The following is an 18,350-nucleotide window of genomic DNA, read 5'->3' on the forward strand; positions in this document are numbered from 1 at the left end:
TATAGCGAATGCGTATGGCAAGCAAATCTAACAAAACCCCCGAGCCTTCTTTAGGCAAGAGCAGTAAGCCAAGTCCTAAGCGATCGCCTAAATCATCCAGCGCCCCTAAGCAGAATAAACCTAAGGGTACTATGGGTTTAGGTTTGTTATTAATTGCGATTGGCACTTCGCTGATTGGTTTGGGTGGTTTAGGATATTTCGTTTACCAAGAATTGCTCAGCAATGCAAAGCGGGAAGTAGATCAATCCGCAGAATCGAAAACTCGTCAGTTTGACTCTAAACTCGCTAATGTGCGTCAAACTGTGGTGGAGGTTGCGAATTCAGCAAAGACTTTGGCTGCCTCAAAGCCCAAGCCTGAGGTCTATCAAAAGCTAGCCGCCGAAGGATTGCAAAGAAATGAATCCATTGCGGGACTAGGGATTGCTCAGAACGAAAATCAACTGTTTGCCACGCCAAAGCCGCTCTTCCCCTACATTTGGAAAGAAGGGGTGGGGTTAAAGGTGGAAGGCTCTAGTCAAAAGCTTCCTGCCCCTAACGACAAACTTTTGAGTGGAAATCGTCCAGATATTCCCAATACCGCATCCTTTAAAACGGCTATTAAGGGCAAGGCAGCTTGGTCTGAGCCATATAGTGCTGTAGGTAAAAATATCATTACCTATAGTGCGCCCATAGGTGATGGACAAAAGATCTTGGGTGTGGTTAATGCCGATGCGATCGCGGATAATTTATTAGCCCTAGTCGATACGGCAACTAATCCCGATTCTAGTAGTGAAAGCAAAATTGGCTTAGTGATCGTGAGTGGCGGTGGCAAAGTTATTACCGCTTCTAATAAGTTTCAAGCAACGCAAGCCCAAAATCCTGCGATCGCGGAATCCCTGAACACTTTGGCGCAGCAAGCTAAAGCTCAGCCGTCAGGTATTGCTCAGACAGGAGGTAATCTCTGGGCTTACCGTAAGCTCGACGGTAGTGATTTGATTGTGGCGGCTTACTTGCCAGAGGCAGAAATCATCAACAAGGTAATGATCTTAGTTGGTGGAACCGCTCTGGGGATCAGTGCCATCCTCGCGATCGCCGTATTAGGATTTGTCAATTCTTTAAAAACTCGTCTCAAGCCGATCACTGAAGAATGCGATCGTTTTTTAGCGCAACATGGTACTAGTGCTAATCTGGGCGGCAAAGATGAAATTGAGCAACTCAGTCTGTCCCTAAAAAGCACCTTGCAACAGGTTAAAACCCAAGAAATAAAGTTGCGATCAGAACTGAAACAGGCGGATATAAACGAAGAACCTACGGCTTCACAGAATAGCTCTGCCGAAAACGATCTGATGGAGGCTGAGGTAGGAGACTTACTTGATGTAGTTTCATCCATGGAAGAAGGTGACCTCACCATCGAAGCTCAAGTTAACGATCGCGCTACAGGACTAGTTGCCGACACTCTCAACCGTTTGCGAGAGAAATTAGTCGAAATTATTTCGAGTGTATTAGGTACTGCTCAACAGGTGGCTAAGGGAGCCGCCGACCTCGAAGAGCTAGCTCGAACTGTGGTGCTAAATACCGCCGAGCAAGCCCAGTCCGTTGCCCAAGGACAAGCCCTGACCGAGCAGGTAGCTACCATTGCCCAGCGATCAGCAGAACAGGTCAATGTCGCCAATGAATCTCTCCAAGAAGTACGGGAAACCGTGGCTTCAGGGCAAAGCGCGATTAACAACCTCACCGAAGGCATTAGCGTTTTGCAGTCAGGGTCAGCACAAATCGTACAACGGATGAAAACCTTGGGCGAGTTTGTGGGCTTAGCCGAGCAATTTGTACAGGATCAAGGACAAATCGCTTCCCTCACTCAAGTCCTCGCGCTCAACGCTACCCTTGTAGCTGCCCGCGCTGCTGAACAAAAAGATCCCAAACAATTTACTAGCGTAGCCCGTGAATTTGAATCGATCGCAGGTCAGGTAAATGACCTTGCGACTCAAACCAATGACGGACTAACGATCCTGCAACAGCGTACTTCCCAGATCCAAACTGTGGTAACGGCGATCGATGCCGAAGTTCAAAACTTAAGTGGACTAGTTTCTGGTTTTACAACGGGTGTAGAAGCCTCTCAATCAGCCTTTAATAGCATTCAAATGGCGACGGAAGAGGTTGTGCAAATTGGACAAGCAATTACTGATTCTAGTACTGAAATTGCTGAAGCCGCAGGCTCTACTGCGAGTTACATCAGTGAAATCGCGCAACTCGCCGATCGCACAGCCGACTTGACCAGATCCGCCCGTCAACAGGCGGAGGATATGGGAAATCAAGCCCAACAACTCGTACAAGGTATTCAATTTTTCCGCTTACCAGAATCTGCTCTTGCTAATAGCTTGGCAGCCACCACAGCCTCTGAACCCTATGACTCAGTGGAATCTGACCCAGTACAGAATTTCCTCAGCCCTGAGCCAGAATCTAGCACTGAAGACAGCAATGGATTAGGTTTAGTATTACCAGCGATCGCCGTAACTACGGCGGCTGTTGCTGTTAGTCAATCCCTGAGTAACGAGCCAGAAAGTGAGCCAGAAAGTGAATTCGAGAGCAATTATGCGATCGATTCCCTAGAACTAGATATGCCGAATCTGGACGACGAAAGCGGCGAGTTATCTCAGCAATTTGTACAGATTGAAGCGGATAGCCCGTCTCTAGACGCAGATTTCGCAGCATATCACGATGAAACCATTGCCCCAGAAAGTTTCATTAGCGAATCCTCCGATCATTTCAGTGAAATTCCCGAAGAACAAGACATCAATGCTTACTCGGAGCTAACAGATATATCAGTTATTGAGAGATCTCTCCTTGATGATCTCCGACAGGAAGTATACGCGGAAGATGAATTCTTGGACGAAGAATCCCTTGACACAGATGAGAGTAGCGAAGAGGATATATCCGCCCTCAAAAATCCCATGGAAGGGGTTGATGAATCTGCGATCAATGGAGTATCTAACGATCCGATGATTATTTCAGCAACATCATCATTTTTAGAAGATACAGCCTTTGGCACTCCCTCCCCTTTGTCGGACGAAACTCTTGCCCATTTACCGACTTCCGTTGACTTCTCAATTCCTGATATGGATGATGGTGAAGACTTCACTATGCCGTCTATCGAAATGGAATCCACTTTAGATAACTCCAATTCATTCTTTACATCAGATCTTGTAAATCCCTTGGAATCTGGCTATGAATCAACTGATTTAGAAGATGCGTTTGGAATAGATCCGCAGTTAGAGCAAGCGGTTAACTTGATAGACTACAGCAACGAAGCTGTCTTTAATAGCGACTATCCAGACATGGGTATGGCAGAAATTGCTGATCTCAACTCGCTAGAAGAAAGTTCTTCTAGTGATCTAGATTTTGACTATGGAGATTACGCAGAAACCAATGCGGATACAGCTTCTACTGATCTAGACCTAGACTACGACTATGCAGCAACAGATTCTTTTGAAGAGTCGGCTGATTTAAATATCGACTATGCTGACTATTCCGGAACAGTTACTGCTGGTGAGTTGGATAGCAGTTATGGCAGCTATTTTGAAGAGAGTACTGATACTTCTGTTGATAATCAAGAAGCGAATGTATTTTCTGATTACAATGACTATGTAGCTGATTCCGAGTTAAACGACTCTTTAGAAACAACTTCAGAAAATGTGCCCAACGAAGCTTTTATTGATAGCTTTGACACATCTTTTGATGAATCGCCTTTTGATAAAGCTCTAGATGAAGCTCTTAATAACTATCCAGATAGTACAGCGATCGAAGATTCTCTAGAATCATTCCCTAATTCTGAATCAATAGAAGCAGAGTTGAGTGATGCTCCCGTTACTCAAGAATCCTATTCCACCTTTGATCTGGACTTGTCAAGTGGTGATGGATCTGAGGATCTGGATGAATTTGACGAATTTGATGATTTTGTAGATAGCGATAGTTTCTTGGGATCATCTACTGAAGATGATTTTGACACATCATCTACCTCTGCCGAATCTCCATCCTCAGAATTTTTCTTGGAATTGGAAACAAGTCTCTCGATGGAGGATTTAGAGCCTGAAGATTTGGCTAATTTAGCTCCAGCAAGTTCAGAACCACAAGGAGTTGAAGATTTTACCTTCTCGATTGATGAAGATACACAGGATGCGGATTCCTTTATTTCTGAACTAGATGGATTAGACTCTTTAGACCTAGATCAAGAAGTCGCTGAGGCTTCAATGGTTACTGAAGCGATCGCCACCGAAACTCCAAGCAACGATCTAGATCATCTCCCAGAGTTAGATATGGATGAAGCGATCGCCGATTTTTCTATTGGCGATGACACAGCTTTTGGTTTGTCTGATTTATCACAGGTTCAGGAAACTGATGCTGGGAATATAGATGAGGTCTTTAGCTTTGATACATCCTTTGAAGCCGCTGATGAGTTTGAGTCATTTAGTAGCTTAGATAATTCGCAGACCGAACCAGCCAATATTTTGAATGATTTGGATGAATTAGCTACCGAAGCACCTAGCTATAATGAAACATTTGCAGACCCATTTACTGATGATTTGCCAAGCTTTGCTAATAGCTTAGATGATGAGCCAGAAGCTAGTTCTGACCTTAGCTTCACCGAATCCCTAGATCTGATCGAAGAAATTGGCTCAGAATCGTCTGATGAATTGGATGGTTTTGCGGAAGGCTTAAAACCCGATTTAGGATTGATGGATTTTAGTGAGACAAACTTTCAAACCTCAGAGGATGATAGTTTTTCATCGTCCGTATCAACTGCAAACAGCCTAGACTTTGATGAGACTTCCATTTTTGATAATTTAGCTGATGATATGTCAGAGGGCTTAGACGATCTCAACTTTGGCTCCCCTGAATCTTTAGATACACTTAAATCACCTCGCGATGTTGCCCCACAAGAAATAGACCCAGAGGAGATGTCATTAGATACCGATCTGGGGCTAGATTTTTCGACAAATTGGCTTGAAGAACTCAGTAGTATGGACGAGACTACGGATGATTTTGCCAATGATACTTTAGAGTCGTTAGATACTCCATCTTTAGTCGATATATCTACGACTCCAGTTTCTGCCCCTAGTTATGATTTTACCAATGACTTGTTGGACAGCTTGATCGATGAATCGGATGATGACTTTACTGCCTCACCTATGAGTCTAGATGAACTGACTCCTGATGAAACTAACGCCCCGTTTGTTTTAGATAGCGCTAATGTGGAATCTCTAGATTTATCTCAGGATAATACGCCCCTAGACTTTGATTTTGATGCCTTTGAGGAATCAATTAGCGATTTAAACGATCCCTTTAGTCAATCAGTTGGTCAATCAGTTGCTAGTGCTAAAGAAGAAATTGATAATTTTCTATCAAGTTCCTTCGATTTAGATAGTGTTGTAGAGGAAAAGCCTCAAACTCCAGCTAAGCCAAAAGTGCCACCTAAGACTGATGAAAGTCCCTAGAGAAGCTCAGGAAAGTAACTACTCTTTTCTGAATTGAATATAAAACCCCAAAAGAACTTTTGGGGTTTTATATTCAATTGTGCCCAGCGACTTAAAGCAAATTCAAGCTGAAAATTAACATTTAAGCCAAATGGCTCAATAAAAAGGATTGTGGGCGCGAAGCGCCGACAATCCTATGGAGATTTTAAAACTCACGTGGCTAGAGGATGCTTTACAGCGCTTTGCGCCCAAATCCGAACCAAGAATAATTTTGGAAGCGTTGCTTCGCAACGCTTCCAAAATTATTCTTGGTTCTTTGCTCGACAATTGCTGGAGGGTAACGGGACGACACTTTTTTCGACATTGTTGCGAAGCATACTCTAGAGAAGTAACACAAACATGTATGTTGTTAATATTAAGAGTAGGTAGCTTAGCAAGCTTAGTGAGAACTAAGTAATTAAGCTCCTATCTCGCAATATTCCTCAAGTTTAAATATGGAAAGATATGGCAAACAAACCTCCCTTTTCAAGCAAAAAATCTAGTGCAAAATCTAGTGCAAAAAAAAAGAGGAAGGCTGCTGTTGCTGCTGCCCCAATATCCAGACAAGCTTCCAATCAAAGTAGTTGGTTAAACAATTTACCGATTAGTCTCAAAGTTTTATTTGCGATCGGCACAACGAGTTTTTTGTCTCTCGCTGGCTTTGCGATCGCCGCTTTATATTTGAATAGCAGCCTTGCACCTATTGTCAGCCCAGAGGCTCAAAAACAATTAACCGATGCCACACTATTGGTGTTTGGTTTGGGTTTCATTTTGATCGTTATCAGTTCTATATTTGGACTAATTATTGGTGGATCTCTTAGTAAAAGGATTAAGGGCTTAGAAGCGATCGCTCGGCAATATGCCGCAGGTAACTTTACCGCATCCGTAGAAACGGGGGCAAAGGATGAGGTGGGTAAGCTGGCGGATGTATTTAACCTGATGACCTCAAATTTGGCGCAAAACAAGGTGGAGCAATCCGAAGCGCAGATGGAGGCGGAAGTCCAAAACGGCATTTTCCAAGATGAGATTTCTCATCTTTTAGATGTGGTATCCGATCTAGAATTGGGAGATTTAACTGCCAAGGCGGAAGTGAGTCCCCATGCTACGGGGCTAATCGCTGATACGCTTAACCGATTATCGGAGCAGTTGGCGGAGGTTATGGCGGCGGTGTTACAAACGGCGCAGCAGGTTACCTTTAGAACAGAGCGTCTTGAACAGTTAGCGATCGCGGTATCTCAAAACGCCGAGCAGCAGGAAGCCCTAGTGGTGCAAGCCCGTCTGGGGATTGAGGATGTAAACCAACTAGCCCAAGATGCAGCCCAACAGGCGATCGCCGCGAACCGAGCCGTGCAGAGGGTGCGATCGGCGGTGAGACAGGGGGAAGAACAAATTATTTATCTGACGGCTTCGATTGAGTCACTGCAAGCGGCAACGGTGCAGATGGTGCAGAGAATTAAAAACCTCGGCGAATTCGTGGCTCTCGCCAAACAATTTGTATTAGATCAAAAGCGACTTGCCTCTTTGACGCAGGTGCTAGCGACTAACGCCTCCATGGTTGCCACTAGAGCTTTGGAGCAACGCGATCCTGAGCAGTTTGTCTCCGTCGCGCGGGAATTTGAAGCGATCGCCTCACAGGTCAACTCACTGGCAACCCAAACCAATCAAGGTCTGGTGGTGTTGCAACAACGGACGGGATTTGTGGATGTGGTTGTATCGGGCATTGATCAAGACGTTCGTGATGTAAATAGCCTAGTGTCCGACTTTACGAATAGTGTTAATAGCTCTGAACAATCATTTACCAATATCGCCACGGTTACAGAGGAATTAGCAGAAATCGGCGCATCGGTAACTGAGTCTTCTGGCTCCATCGCCGACGCGGTTAAATTTAGCTTAGCCTCGATTCAAGATATTGAAGCGATCGCCGAGCGTTCTGCTTCTCAGGCACAGTTTACCCGTGAGCAATCGGGCAAAATGGGGATGTTAGCACGTCAATTACTAGAAAGGGTACAATTTTTCCGCTTACCGTCAATTGTGGCAAGTGAGGGTGGCGAGCTTGACGATATGGACGTACTCGAAGTTGATAGCCTCCCATTAATGAATGGTCGTTCTGTTGCCTAATTTAATCTCCATAGAACTAGGTAATCACCGCTTACCTAATTCCGCAACCATCGCAATAATCAGTTGAACGCGAAATAATGGCTAATTCTGAGTTTGATGATTTACAACTGCAAGAAGAATTGCGTACTCTCTTTGAGTTAGATACGCAGAAATATTTGCAGCTCTATGTCCAGACCGTCCGCCAGCTTAATACGGCTAGTTGGAAAGAGGACATTCAACAACTCTATCGCTGCGTTCATACTATTAAAGGGGGTTCCGTCACAGTGGGCTTTCAGGCGGTATTGCAAGTCTCGACGATATTGGAAGATTTATTGTCGGACTTGCGCTATCTCGAAGTTGCGCCACCTTTAGAGGATGGGGAATTAACCCAGTCTTTAATCGAAGCGGGGGAATTACTAATTGCCACTGTGCAGATGGACAGCCCTAAGACGGCAAAAGCCAGTGATGCCGATGCGTCGGTACGCTACATCCAAAGTCTGCGCGATCGCATTCAAAGTGAATACTTGCCCGAATGGAACGAGATGCGGCAAGTTCAGCAAGAATTTGCCGATCAGGGCTTTGATTTGGTGACGCTGGATTTAGAAATGGCGATCGAGGATTTACCACCCACGGGTGAAGTCTCTCCCGAAGCTGTGGAAGCCGCCCAGATGACCATTGCTCAATTGCAAGAAATCGGCACAGAAATTAATTTAGCTAAGGCTTGGCAAGATTTTTTGCAAACAGGCTTAGCCCTATGCGATCGCCTTGATTGCGAAGTATGGCATCAGGAATGGATGCCCTTTCTCAAAAAGCTCAAGGACAGCGCTCGTCAAGGTGGAGTTTTTGCGATTGAGCCAGAACAAATACTAGCTGAAGCAAAGTTGGCGATCGCCAAGGAATTACGAGAAACGGCTAAGGAAAATATCCACGAAGCTGCATCCTTGGCTAATCCGCAAATCATTTCGACCGCCGATGTACAAATTCCTGTACCTTTAGATCGCCTAGAGCGATCGTCGCAATATCTTGTGGAAACCTTAATGGCAACCCGTGCGACACAGGGATTTTATCAATCCGTTTATGCCAATTTACTGCCCCTAGTTTCCTTAGCGCAAAACAGTGTGCAGTACATTACCCAACTGCGCGAAGTCCAAGATGACTACGCTTTGCTAGATGTATCTAGTGAGCAAGATGGGCTAAAAGTGGAGCGTTATCGACAGGGCTACACCGCTATTAACCGACTTCTCGAAATTAGTCTCCGTCTAATTGAGCTAGGTTCCGAAACAGGTGAATCCGCCAGACGCACCTCCGAAAGTATTCAAGTACTCGATCGCAGCTTACGCAATCTGCAACAAACCATTGAAGAAAGTCGCCTTGTTCCCTTTGAGTCTCTAGCCTTCAGAGCAAGGGGAATTTTGCGTGACTTGATCACCCGCTTCGGTAAATCCGTCCAATTTACAATCATTGGTGAGCAGCTAGAACTAGATGCAGGCACACTTCGGAGCCTAGAACCAGTACTCCTCCACCTCCTGCGGAACTCCTTCGATCATGGGATAGAACCTGCGAATGAACGGGAAAAATTAGGCAAACCCTCTCACGGTCGAATTGAGCTTGCCCTCAAACGACGCGGTAGCATGTTCGACTTGGTTGTGCGTGATGATGGACGGGGCATCGATCCTGAGCGCATCAGCCAAATCGCCAAAGCTAAAGGATTACCGCTTGCGGATACTAGTACCACCGAGCGATTGCTTAAAGTGCTGTGCCAATCGGGGTTTACTTCTACAACTGCGGTCAGTGATATCTCTGGTCGTGGTGTGGGAATGGATGTGGTAGCAAGTCAAATAGAACAGATTAAGGGCAAGCTAAACCTCGCTTCGCAAATCGGCAAAGGAACTACTTTTACGATTCAATTACCTGTGCCCCATTTATTTGTTCGCTGTATGCTTTTACAGGCTCTTGACCGTACCTTTGCTGTGCCTACATCGGAGATTTACACCACCACATTAGTCGAAAGTATACTTTGGCAGAAATCTAAAAATGCTAACTACAGTATAGAAGTGATGGAATCCCACGGAGCCGTTCCTGCGATCGATTTGTATCAATATTGGCAAGGACAGAGTGAAACTCGTCCGATTTTACCCACCGCAGTCGCCGTTCGGACAAAGAAAACTGATAGTAAATTAAGCAACCGTGCCGACGCAGAGCATGGGGTTTGGCTAATTGCGGATACTCTGATTGGACAGAGTGATTTGTTGGTTAATCCTCTACCTTCACCATTAATTAATCCCATAGGCTTGCTGGGCATGAGCTTGATGCCTGACGGAAAATTAATTCCTGTAATTGATGCGATTTCCTTTGTGGAAGCGTTCTTCTCCACGGAGCCTGATTTAGTTACCTTTAATTCTCAAGATCATCTTTCTGTTTTAGAACGATCAAGCGATCGCCAAATTCTAGTAGTAGATGATGCGGCTCTCATGCGTCGTCGGATTGAGAGCAGTCTATCGCCACAGGGCTATGATGTAACCAGCTGTGATGATGGTATGGAAGCTTGGCAGTGGCTCCAACGTCATCAACCGCCAGCCTTGCTGATTACAGATATTGAAATGCCTAATATGGACGGATTTACGCTAATCGATCGCTGTCGTCAGGCAGGCTATGAAATGCCAATTCTTGTGATTTCCTCCCGTCTTGCGGAAGAATGGTCGCGAGAAACTAGCCGTCTTGGTGCTACGGATTATTTAACTAAGGGCTTCTCGACCAGTGAACTAGTCAGCAAAGTTAGTACGCTAATCAATATTTAAGATAATCCTCATTTCGCTTTGCGAAATGAGGATTATCTTTTACTGTAATGGAACTTCAGTAAAGAAACAACTTCTTGCTCCCGTATGACAGGCAATATCCCCAACCTGCTCAATTTTGACTAAAATAACATCGCGATCGCAATCGTAATATATTTTTTTGAGCTTCTGGATATGTCCCGAAGTCGCACCCTTATGCCATAATTCCTGACGCGATCGGCTCCAATAATGCACTTCACCAGTATTTACCGTTAGTTCCAACGCTTGGCGATTCATCCATGCCATCATCAAAATTGTGCCGTCCGCAGCATCCTGCGCGATCGCGGGGATTAACCCCTTTTCATCATATTTCAGACTATCAATCCAATTATCTGCCATATTTTTATACTAAATCTGATTTATACAAAAGCACAAAATGGCTACGCCATTTTGTGCTTTTGTATTAGCTAGCTTTACGCTCAAGGGCGCGATCACCGCCGACTTCTTGAAGCTCTGGCTTGATTTCCACTGCTTGAACCTTGGGCTGAAGTACAGGAGGATTGGCGAGATAATCAGCAAGTTGAGCTTCAATCTGTTCACGCACAATCGAGCGATATTCAAGGAAATGCTCGCCTTGAGCGCAGACTGAGAGATAGCTGGTGACCACGTTTGGATAACGCTTCATCAAATCAAAGAGATTAATCCAGAATTGGAAACGGGTTTTACGAACGAAACCTTGTCTCCAGCAAAGAATTAATAAAGCTCTGATCGCAGTCCAATCGGTTCTCTTCTTTTGATCGGTTTTCTCACGCTTGATGCGCTTGTACTGAGACTCTCCAAGAATCAAGAAATGGCGATAGGTGCGATTGAGGAATACTAATGGATCGTAGAGAGTCCAGAAAGCATGAACATATTCCGTTGCAATATCTTCCAAAGGACGAGTGGGCATGAAGTTCATCAAAGTGGTTTGATGCCCATTGCTATTCTGGGTGATCATCCGACCTTCTTTATTCAAGCGATGCCATAAGCCAGTATCAGGCAAAGCTTGTAGCATACTGAAGAGAGCCGTAGGAACTGCCGTGAGTTCTACAAATTGAACAATGCGATCGCCTGCTCCTTTTTTCTCACCATCAAAGCCGATGATAAAGCCTGCCATCACCCGAATCCCTGCTCTAGCAATATTAATCACTGATTCTGAAAGCGGATCGCGATTGTTTTGGAACTTCTTCGTGAGAGCAAGGCTATCGGTATCAGGAGTTTCAATGCCAAGGAACACTGAACCAAAGTTACATTCCACCATCATCTGCATCATTTCAGGATCTTGGGCAAGATCCACCGATGCTTCCGTGGCAAAGGAGAAGGGATAGTTGCGCTCTTTCATCCAAGGCTTTAGCTCTTGCAGCATCACCTTCACATTGCGCTTATTGCCGATGAAGTTATCATCGACCATGAAAATACTACGTCTCCAACCGAGATCATAGAGACATTGCAATTCTGCGAGAATCTGAGCAGGAGTTTTAGTACGGGGCTTACGTCCATAGAGAACAATAATGTCGCAAAATTCGCATTGGAAGGGGCAACCGCGAGAAAACTGCACCGACATTTCGGCGTAGCGGTTCATCTCTAGGAGATCAAAGCGAGGGATGGGCGTATCCGTAACCGCAGGTTTTTCGCCATTGGATCTGAGAATACCTGTGCGATCGCCTCTTTCGATCGCCTCGACAAACATCGGCAACGTAATTTCGCCTTCATCAAGGATTAAGAAATCTGCTCCTGAAACTTTCGCTTCTTCAGGTAAAGCAGTCGGATAAGGCCCCCCAACAGCAACTAATTTACCGCGTTTTTTCGCCTCTTGGATTTGCGCTAGAAAGTCATTTTTCTGCACAATCATAGCTGAGAGAATCACCACTTCCGCCCATTCCCACTCGGCTTCGGTGATATCACGCACATTGCGATCGACTAATTTAAATTCCCATGTTTGCGGCAAGATCGCGGCAACAGTGACCATGCCAAGGGGTGGAAGCTGAGCCTTATAACCAACTAATTCTAGGGTTTTTTCAAACGACCAAAAGCTTTTTGGAAATAACGGATAGACGAGTAAAACACGCATTGTTTGTAGTTGGGGCTTGTTTTTGATTGATTATGATCTGCACCTATTATAAAGGGTGATGCAATGGGTAGTCTTTATACTCATGAAAAATCAGCAATTCTCGTTAAGAAACCTATTTTGGGGTTTTCAACGCCTTCGGCGTTGAAAACCCCAAAATAGGTTTTTTGAAAGCACCACGATGCTGAGCTAATTACTACATAATTCTAAAAACCAAAAAACTTGCCGACGATGCTAGTGAAGTTACTAATAAACTGGAAATTTTTTTCTAGTGGGGTAAGTTCTTTCTTAGGAGCAACAGCTTGGCGCAAAAATACACCTTTTCCAGAAAATTGATTATCAATTAATGAGACTTTATTACGAAAATATGGCCAAAATGTCTCTGTACGGATAGTTGAATAGCCCAGTCGGCTATCAAATCCTATCAATAAATGACTTTCAACACTTGTCTTTGCTGGCGATGTTTCCATTACATATATGCCCCCACTCCCTTCTAAATAGAGCTTTCCTGTGCCATGAAAAATAATGTATCGATGCTGTCCTGTCATCCAACTATGAAAACTCCATATCCATCGAGTCTTTAACTGGATATCTCCAGATATCCCCGTAATACAAGCAGGATGCATCACAACTCCTGGATGTTGTTGCAACTGTACTTCAGTAATGTAGTTACTTGCTATTTTGGGAGATAAAACAACCGTTCCATCTTCAACTGTACTTTTAGTCGTAAATTCTGTTAGCTCAACTAATCCCGATGCATAACTAATAAATGGAGCAGACCATCTCCAAAATAATTTAGTTCGTTTATTCAGATTACGATCATATTGATTCATGGAATCCATTCTCATATATAAAGGATTGAACAGATCAACCCTTATACTGACCGTCTTCTCTGCATTTTTATAAAAAATATTTCCATCAGCTATGGGATCAGTTAATTGAATGGGAGGAAACTTTTCTGCAAAATAGGCAATTCCGAAAAAGCACCAAGCTTTCCATAATGGAGAAGCAAATAAAACAAGAAAAATGGTGCAAAAAATATATATCCAGTTCTCTTGAAAATTTATAACTAATAGTTTCCATACTCGATCCAATCGTTGTTCTGATTCTTCAAGTTGGAAGAGTTTTTGGGTTAACTGTTCCTTAAGATTTCTCAATTGCTGCTCGCGTTCGAGATATTCTTTTTCTAAGCGTTGATATACTGCTTTTTCTTTTTTTAATAATTCGCAAGCAGTCTCTTTTTGCAATCTTATATCGAAACGATAAAATTCATACCAAGGGATATCTATATTACATTCTGCTTTAATTCTGAGGTCAATATCCTGATTCAAAAGGTTGATTTTTGACTTAAACTGCGGATTTGTATTGATCTCAAGTTGCTTGATATCTCTGTTGATCCTGTTGATAACTTCCTGAATATCTTTTCCAGAAAGTTGACTCCAGAGATCTTGCCCAATTGGTTTAAGGATGGTAGTCGCCGAAAATAGAACTGTTAGTACAGCAATAAGTAAGGCGATGCTTATGGCTTTATTTGCCAGCCATAAAACAATGGCAAATATCAGTTTCATAAAATATTATGCCCTGAGCCTACAATCACGTATGTAATTAGTATAGAGAGATTTTAAAAGCGTCGCAAAGCGACGCTTTTAAAATCTCTCCATTAATTGCCCAGTTTCTACAGCGTTTTATTAAACCCAAACCTAAGAAATTTTTTAAAAGGCTAGCTTTGCCAGCCTTTTAAAAAATTTCTTTTACTAAACTAAGCAGCGATCGCTGATTTCTGTTCTAATTTCTGAATACGTTCTTCTTCTTTCCAATAAGCAGCTAACTGCGATTCAATTTCACTACGAACGATGTCGCGGTACTCCATGAAGTGTTCATTGTGAGCGCAGACGATTAGGTAATGTTCCCATACCGCAGGATTACGCTTGATCATGCTGAATAGATGATGCCAGAACTTAAAGCGGGTATCGCGCTTAATTCCTTGCCGCCAAACGATAATCGCTAGAGCCTTGAGGTCGGTGAGTGTGGGCAGTTTTGCTTCAGCTTTGATTCTGGGTGCGCCCAACTTTAAGAAATAGCTGTAAACGCGATCGAGATAGGCGTGCGGCTCGTACAAAGCACAAAAGGCTTCCACATATTCGCGGGCAATTTCTTCAACGGGGCGCGTTGGCTCGAAATTCATTAAGGTAGTTTGATTTAAGTTCCCATTTTGAGTTCTTAGCCTTCCTTCTTTTTCGAGACGATGCCAGAGAGCAGTGTGGGGTAATGCTTGCAGCATCGCAAATGTTGTCGTCGGAATACCTGTTAGTTCTGCAAAACGGACAATGCGATCGCCTGCTCCTTTTTTCTCACCATCAAAGCCGATGATGAATCCTGCCATGACGCGAATCCCTGTTTTAGTAATTGCTTCAACAGAGTCAAGCAGTGATGATCTTGTATTTTGAAACTTCTTGGTCATCTGCAAACTATCTTCATCAGGAGTTTCAATCCCAAGGAACACGGCATCAAAATAACATTCCACCATCAGATCCATTAGTTCTTGGTCGGCGGCTAAATCGATGGAAGCTTCAGTATTAAATCGGAAGGGATAGCCATGTTCTTTTTGCCATTCCTTCAGTTCGAGCAAGAGCAAGCGCACATTACGTTTATTGCCGATGAAGTTGTCATCCACCATAAATACGCCGCGCCGCCAGCCAAGGCTATATAAATAGTCAAGTTCGGCGAGTAACTGAGCAGGAGTCTTAGTGCGGGGTTTGCGTCCGTAAAGTACGATAATGTCGCAAAATTCACATTGGAAGGGGCAACCGCGTGAGAACTGCACCGACATCGAGTCGTATGCGTCAAATTCTAATAAATCAAAGCGCGGTACGGGCGTATTAGTAACATCAGGCTTTTCGCTGGTTCTAAAAATGCCACTGGTTTCACCCTTAGCGATCGCCTCGACAAACATTGGCAAAGTAATTTCGCCTTCATCCAAAATCAAATAATCCACACCTGCGGCTTGAGGATCTTCAGGCATCGAAGTGGGATAGGGTCCGCCACAAGCAACTTTTTTACCGCGACGTTTTGCTTCTTTAATCAATGACAATAAATCATCTTTCTGGACGATCATTGCCGACAGGATAACCATATCCGCCCATTGCCATTCCGCCTCTGTAATCGAGCGCACATTGCGATCGACCAATTTAAAGTTCCATTCTTGGGGCAAGATCGCCGCAACAGTAATCAAGCCTAGAGGTGGTAGTAACACCTTGCGATTTACTAGCTCTAGGATTTTTTCGTAAGACCAAAATGTTTTTGGAAACAGTGGGTAAACCAGTAGAACGTTCATATCTTTTGGGGTTTTAAGTGGGCGGATACTTTACATAGCGCCTCCTGTTGAGAGGCGCTATGTAAAAATTTAGACAGTTGGGAAACCAGTGCGAATATCTTCGATCACACCGTCGCGCAAGATAATTTCGACACGCATATTGGCGATCAAGTTATCACCTTTACCCGCAGGAAAATAGCTATCAAGCTGACCTTGAGCAACTTCCTGTTCTAGTTCCAAATTTTGCACTTGGGTCAATTGGGTCAACAATTGATTCTTTTGTTCTAATAATTCAGCCTTGACGCGATTCATTTCCGAACGAATGCCTTCGATCGCATTGGATACTTCCGCAGAAAAAGGCTTGATGCTTTGGCGTTCAATTTCATTGATTTGGCGAGAGCCTTGAGCGTCAACCTGTTGCACTTGGGCATCAATTTGCGAAATTTGCAATTGCAGTTGTTGCTGCATTTCCTCTTTCCAGCGTTGCGTCACAACTACTTGAATATTGGCGGTGCGACGCAATAAAAGCTGATTAGAAAAATCGATCGAATTCACACTTATCTCCGTTTACTAAGTTATTTTCCTAATTTTGTTGTTGGGGGGCGCAAAGCGCCCCCGCAACAACAAAATTACATTACATGACTGCCATTTTCCTTTGAGAGAGGCATAGCTTCAGTCAAATTATGAATTAAACATTTTGTCAATAATATCTTGATAACGCTCAAATACGATGTTACGTCGAATTTTGAATGTTTGGGTTAGGCAGCCATTGTCAATAGTAAAGGGTTCGGGCAAGAACTCAAATACTCCAATGCGATCGTTAATGCTATAGCCGAGGCGGTTTTGAACTTCGCGATTGAGTTCTTCTCGATAGAGATTACGAATTTTGAGATCGTTGAGGGTGGGCAAAATGCTTGCCAAAGTAGATTCAGCAGGAATGAAACCTGCGGCTTCTAGTGCCGAGAGGTTAGGAACAATTAAAATTCCTAATTGTTTCTGATCTTGCCCCACCAGTACCACTTGATCAATATAGGGACTACGGATACAAGCATCTTCAATGGGCTGAGGCTCAATATTTTCGCCATTGGTTAAGACAATCGTATCTTTAGCGCGACCTGTGATGATGAGGTCATCCCATTTGCTGACATAGCCTAAGTCGCCTGTGTCAAACCAGCCCTGCGGATCGATCGCCTTTGCCGTAGCTTCAGGATTTTTGTAGTAACCCTGCATCACCTGTGGTCCGCGAATTAGCACTAAGCCCTGCTGACCAATTGGCACATCGGCGCGAGTTGATAAATCCACAATGCGGGTTTCGGTGCGGGGAAATGGTTGTCCATCGCCACCCCGAATATTGCGATCGGGGCGGCGCACATGGGTAATGGGCGAAGTTTCCGTTAAGCCATAACCACCTAAAATTTCAATGCCGACAATTTCATAGAAGTCTTCAAGGTGTTCGGCGATCGAGCCGCCACCACTAACGATGTATTTGAAATTGCCGCCCGTTGCTTCACGGACTTTTTGATAAACCAATTTATGACCAAGTTTATGAACTGCCCATAGGCTTAAAACTACCAGTGATGCGGCAAATTTGTCGCCTAGAGAAGGATAGAGATTTTCAACATTTAAGCCTTGGACGACCCGTTTTGCCGTGATGTATTTTTGGCTGTTTTTTAGAAAAAAATTCACTAAGCGTTGCTTACTAGCGGGCTGGTCGCGAAAGTTTTTCTGTACCCCTTCATATATTGATTCCCACAAGCGCGGCACTGCGACCATGTAATGGGGTTTATGCTCTTTTAAGTCCTTTTTGATGGTGCGAAGGTTGGTATAGATCTGGGTGCATCCTTGGGAAAAAATAAAATATTCAAAGGTGCGTTCGTAGGAATGCCATGTGGGGAGAATACTGAGAACTCGCTCATTAACTTTGAGTTGTAAAACTGTCTGTGCGGCTTCTACTTCGTAGAGAAAATTCCCATGGGTGAGCATCACTCCTTTAGGTCGAGCAGTTGTACCAGAGGTATAAATTAGGGTGGCAAGCGTATCGCGTTGGATTGGGGGATTACCTAGATCTTTGCCACTGCCTTTGGCTAAGAGTTGCTGAAAGTTATAGGCTCCTTCAGGTGGTGTTTCATCCGACAACAAAATAATTTGCTTGACGGGTAAATTATGCAGCTCTGGCTCTAATTTTTTGAGCGTGGCTAGATTTTCAACCACGATCGCCACGCTATCACTATGCTCGATGATGTAAAGCAGTTCACTACGTTCCGCCTGCGAACTGCGGGTAGCATTTGCCGCCCCGATCGCCAAAATCCCTTGATCAGCAATTAACCACCTTGGGGAGTTATCGGCAATGAGAGCCACTTTGTCACCAAAATTTACCCCTAGCGATCGCAAGCCTGCTCCGAATTGATTAATTTGCTCAAAGGTATCTTTATAGGAAATTCTGACGGGCGGCTTCGCGTGGGGATCGTAGAGGGCGATCGCATCGGGATGCACTTCGGCTCCTTGCCGCCATAGTTGCCAGAGACTATTAAACTGCGTTACTTGGGATGGCTGAGAGGAATTAGGCATAG

Annotated in this window: 9 protein-coding genes; 3 read left to right on the forward strand and 6 right to left on the reverse strand. The window is 44.2% G+C overall.

All coding sequences use genetic code 11. From position 1 onward, the window contains the following. The first annotated feature begins 14 nt into the window (after window positions 1-14). From H6F42_RS14495 to H6F42_RS14505, 3 genes are all read left to right on the forward strand, one after another. Window positions 15-5,471, forward strand: coding sequence for a methyl-accepting chemotaxis protein (locus H6F42_RS14495; protein ID WP_190400075.1), 5,457 nt, complete (start codon window positions 15-17; stop codon window positions 5,469-5,471). 483 nt (window positions 5,472-5,954) lie between these two features. Continuing rightward, window positions 5,955-7,607, forward strand: coding sequence for a methyl-accepting chemotaxis protein (locus H6F42_RS14500; protein WP_190400076.1), 1,653 nt, complete (start codon window positions 5,955-5,957; stop codon window positions 7,605-7,607). Between the two features lie 77 nt (window positions 7,608-7,684). Next, entirely contained in the window at window positions 7,685-10,384 is a 2,700-nt protein-coding gene (locus H6F42_RS14505) for a response regulator (protein ID WP_190400077.1), read from the forward strand. A 39-nt stretch (window positions 10,385-10,423) separates the two neighbouring features. Here H6F42_RS14505 and hisI read toward each other — a convergent pair whose 3' ends face one another. The 6 genes from hisI to H6F42_RS14535 form a co-directional block, all read right to left on the reverse strand. Further along, the gene (gene hisI / locus H6F42_RS14510) at window positions 10,424-10,759 is read right to left on the reverse strand and encodes a phosphoribosyl-AMP cyclohydrolase (RefSeq protein WP_190400078.1); all 336 of its coding nucleotides are present in this window, start codon (window positions 10,757-10,759) and stop codon (window positions 10,424-10,426) included. Between the two features lie 64 nt (window positions 10,760-10,823). Further along, window positions 10,824-12,470 carry a radical SAM protein gene (locus tag H6F42_RS14515; protein ID WP_190400079.1) on the reverse strand — a complete coding sequence of 549 codons (1,647 nt, stop codon included), beginning with the start codon at window positions 12,468-12,470 and terminating at the stop codon, window positions 10,824-10,826. Between the two features lie 203 nt (window positions 12,471-12,673). Further along, the gene (locus H6F42_RS14520) at window positions 12,674-14,035 is read right to left on the reverse strand and encodes an AIM24 family protein (RefSeq protein ID WP_190400080.1); all 1,362 of its coding nucleotides are present in this window, start codon (window positions 14,033-14,035) and stop codon (window positions 12,674-12,676) included. A 191-nt stretch (window positions 14,036-14,226) separates the two neighbouring features. Continuing rightward, complete coding sequence (locus tag H6F42_RS14525) at window positions 14,227-15,801, reverse strand: B12-binding domain-containing radical SAM protein (RefSeq protein WP_190400081.1); 1,575 nt, start codon at window positions 15,799-15,801, stop codon at window positions 14,227-14,229. A gap of 69 nt (window positions 15,802-15,870) precedes the next feature. Beyond that, on the reverse strand, window positions 15,871-16,335 hold the full coding sequence (locus H6F42_RS14530; protein WP_190400082.1) for a YlqD family protein: 465 nt from the start codon (window positions 16,333-16,335) through the stop codon (window positions 15,871-15,873). A gap of 126 nt (window positions 16,336-16,461) precedes the next feature. Next, complete coding sequence (locus H6F42_RS14535) at window positions 16,462-18,348, reverse strand: AMP-binding protein (protein ID WP_190400083.1); 1,887 nt, start codon at window positions 18,346-18,348, stop codon at window positions 16,462-16,464. Window positions 18,349-18,350: the final 2 nt, after the last annotated feature.

The organism is Pseudanabaena sp. FACHB-1998, from assembly GCF_014696355.1.
In the GTDB taxonomy this organism is placed as follows: Bacteria; Cyanobacteriota; Cyanobacteriia; order Pseudanabaenales; family Pseudanabaenaceae; genus Pseudanabaena.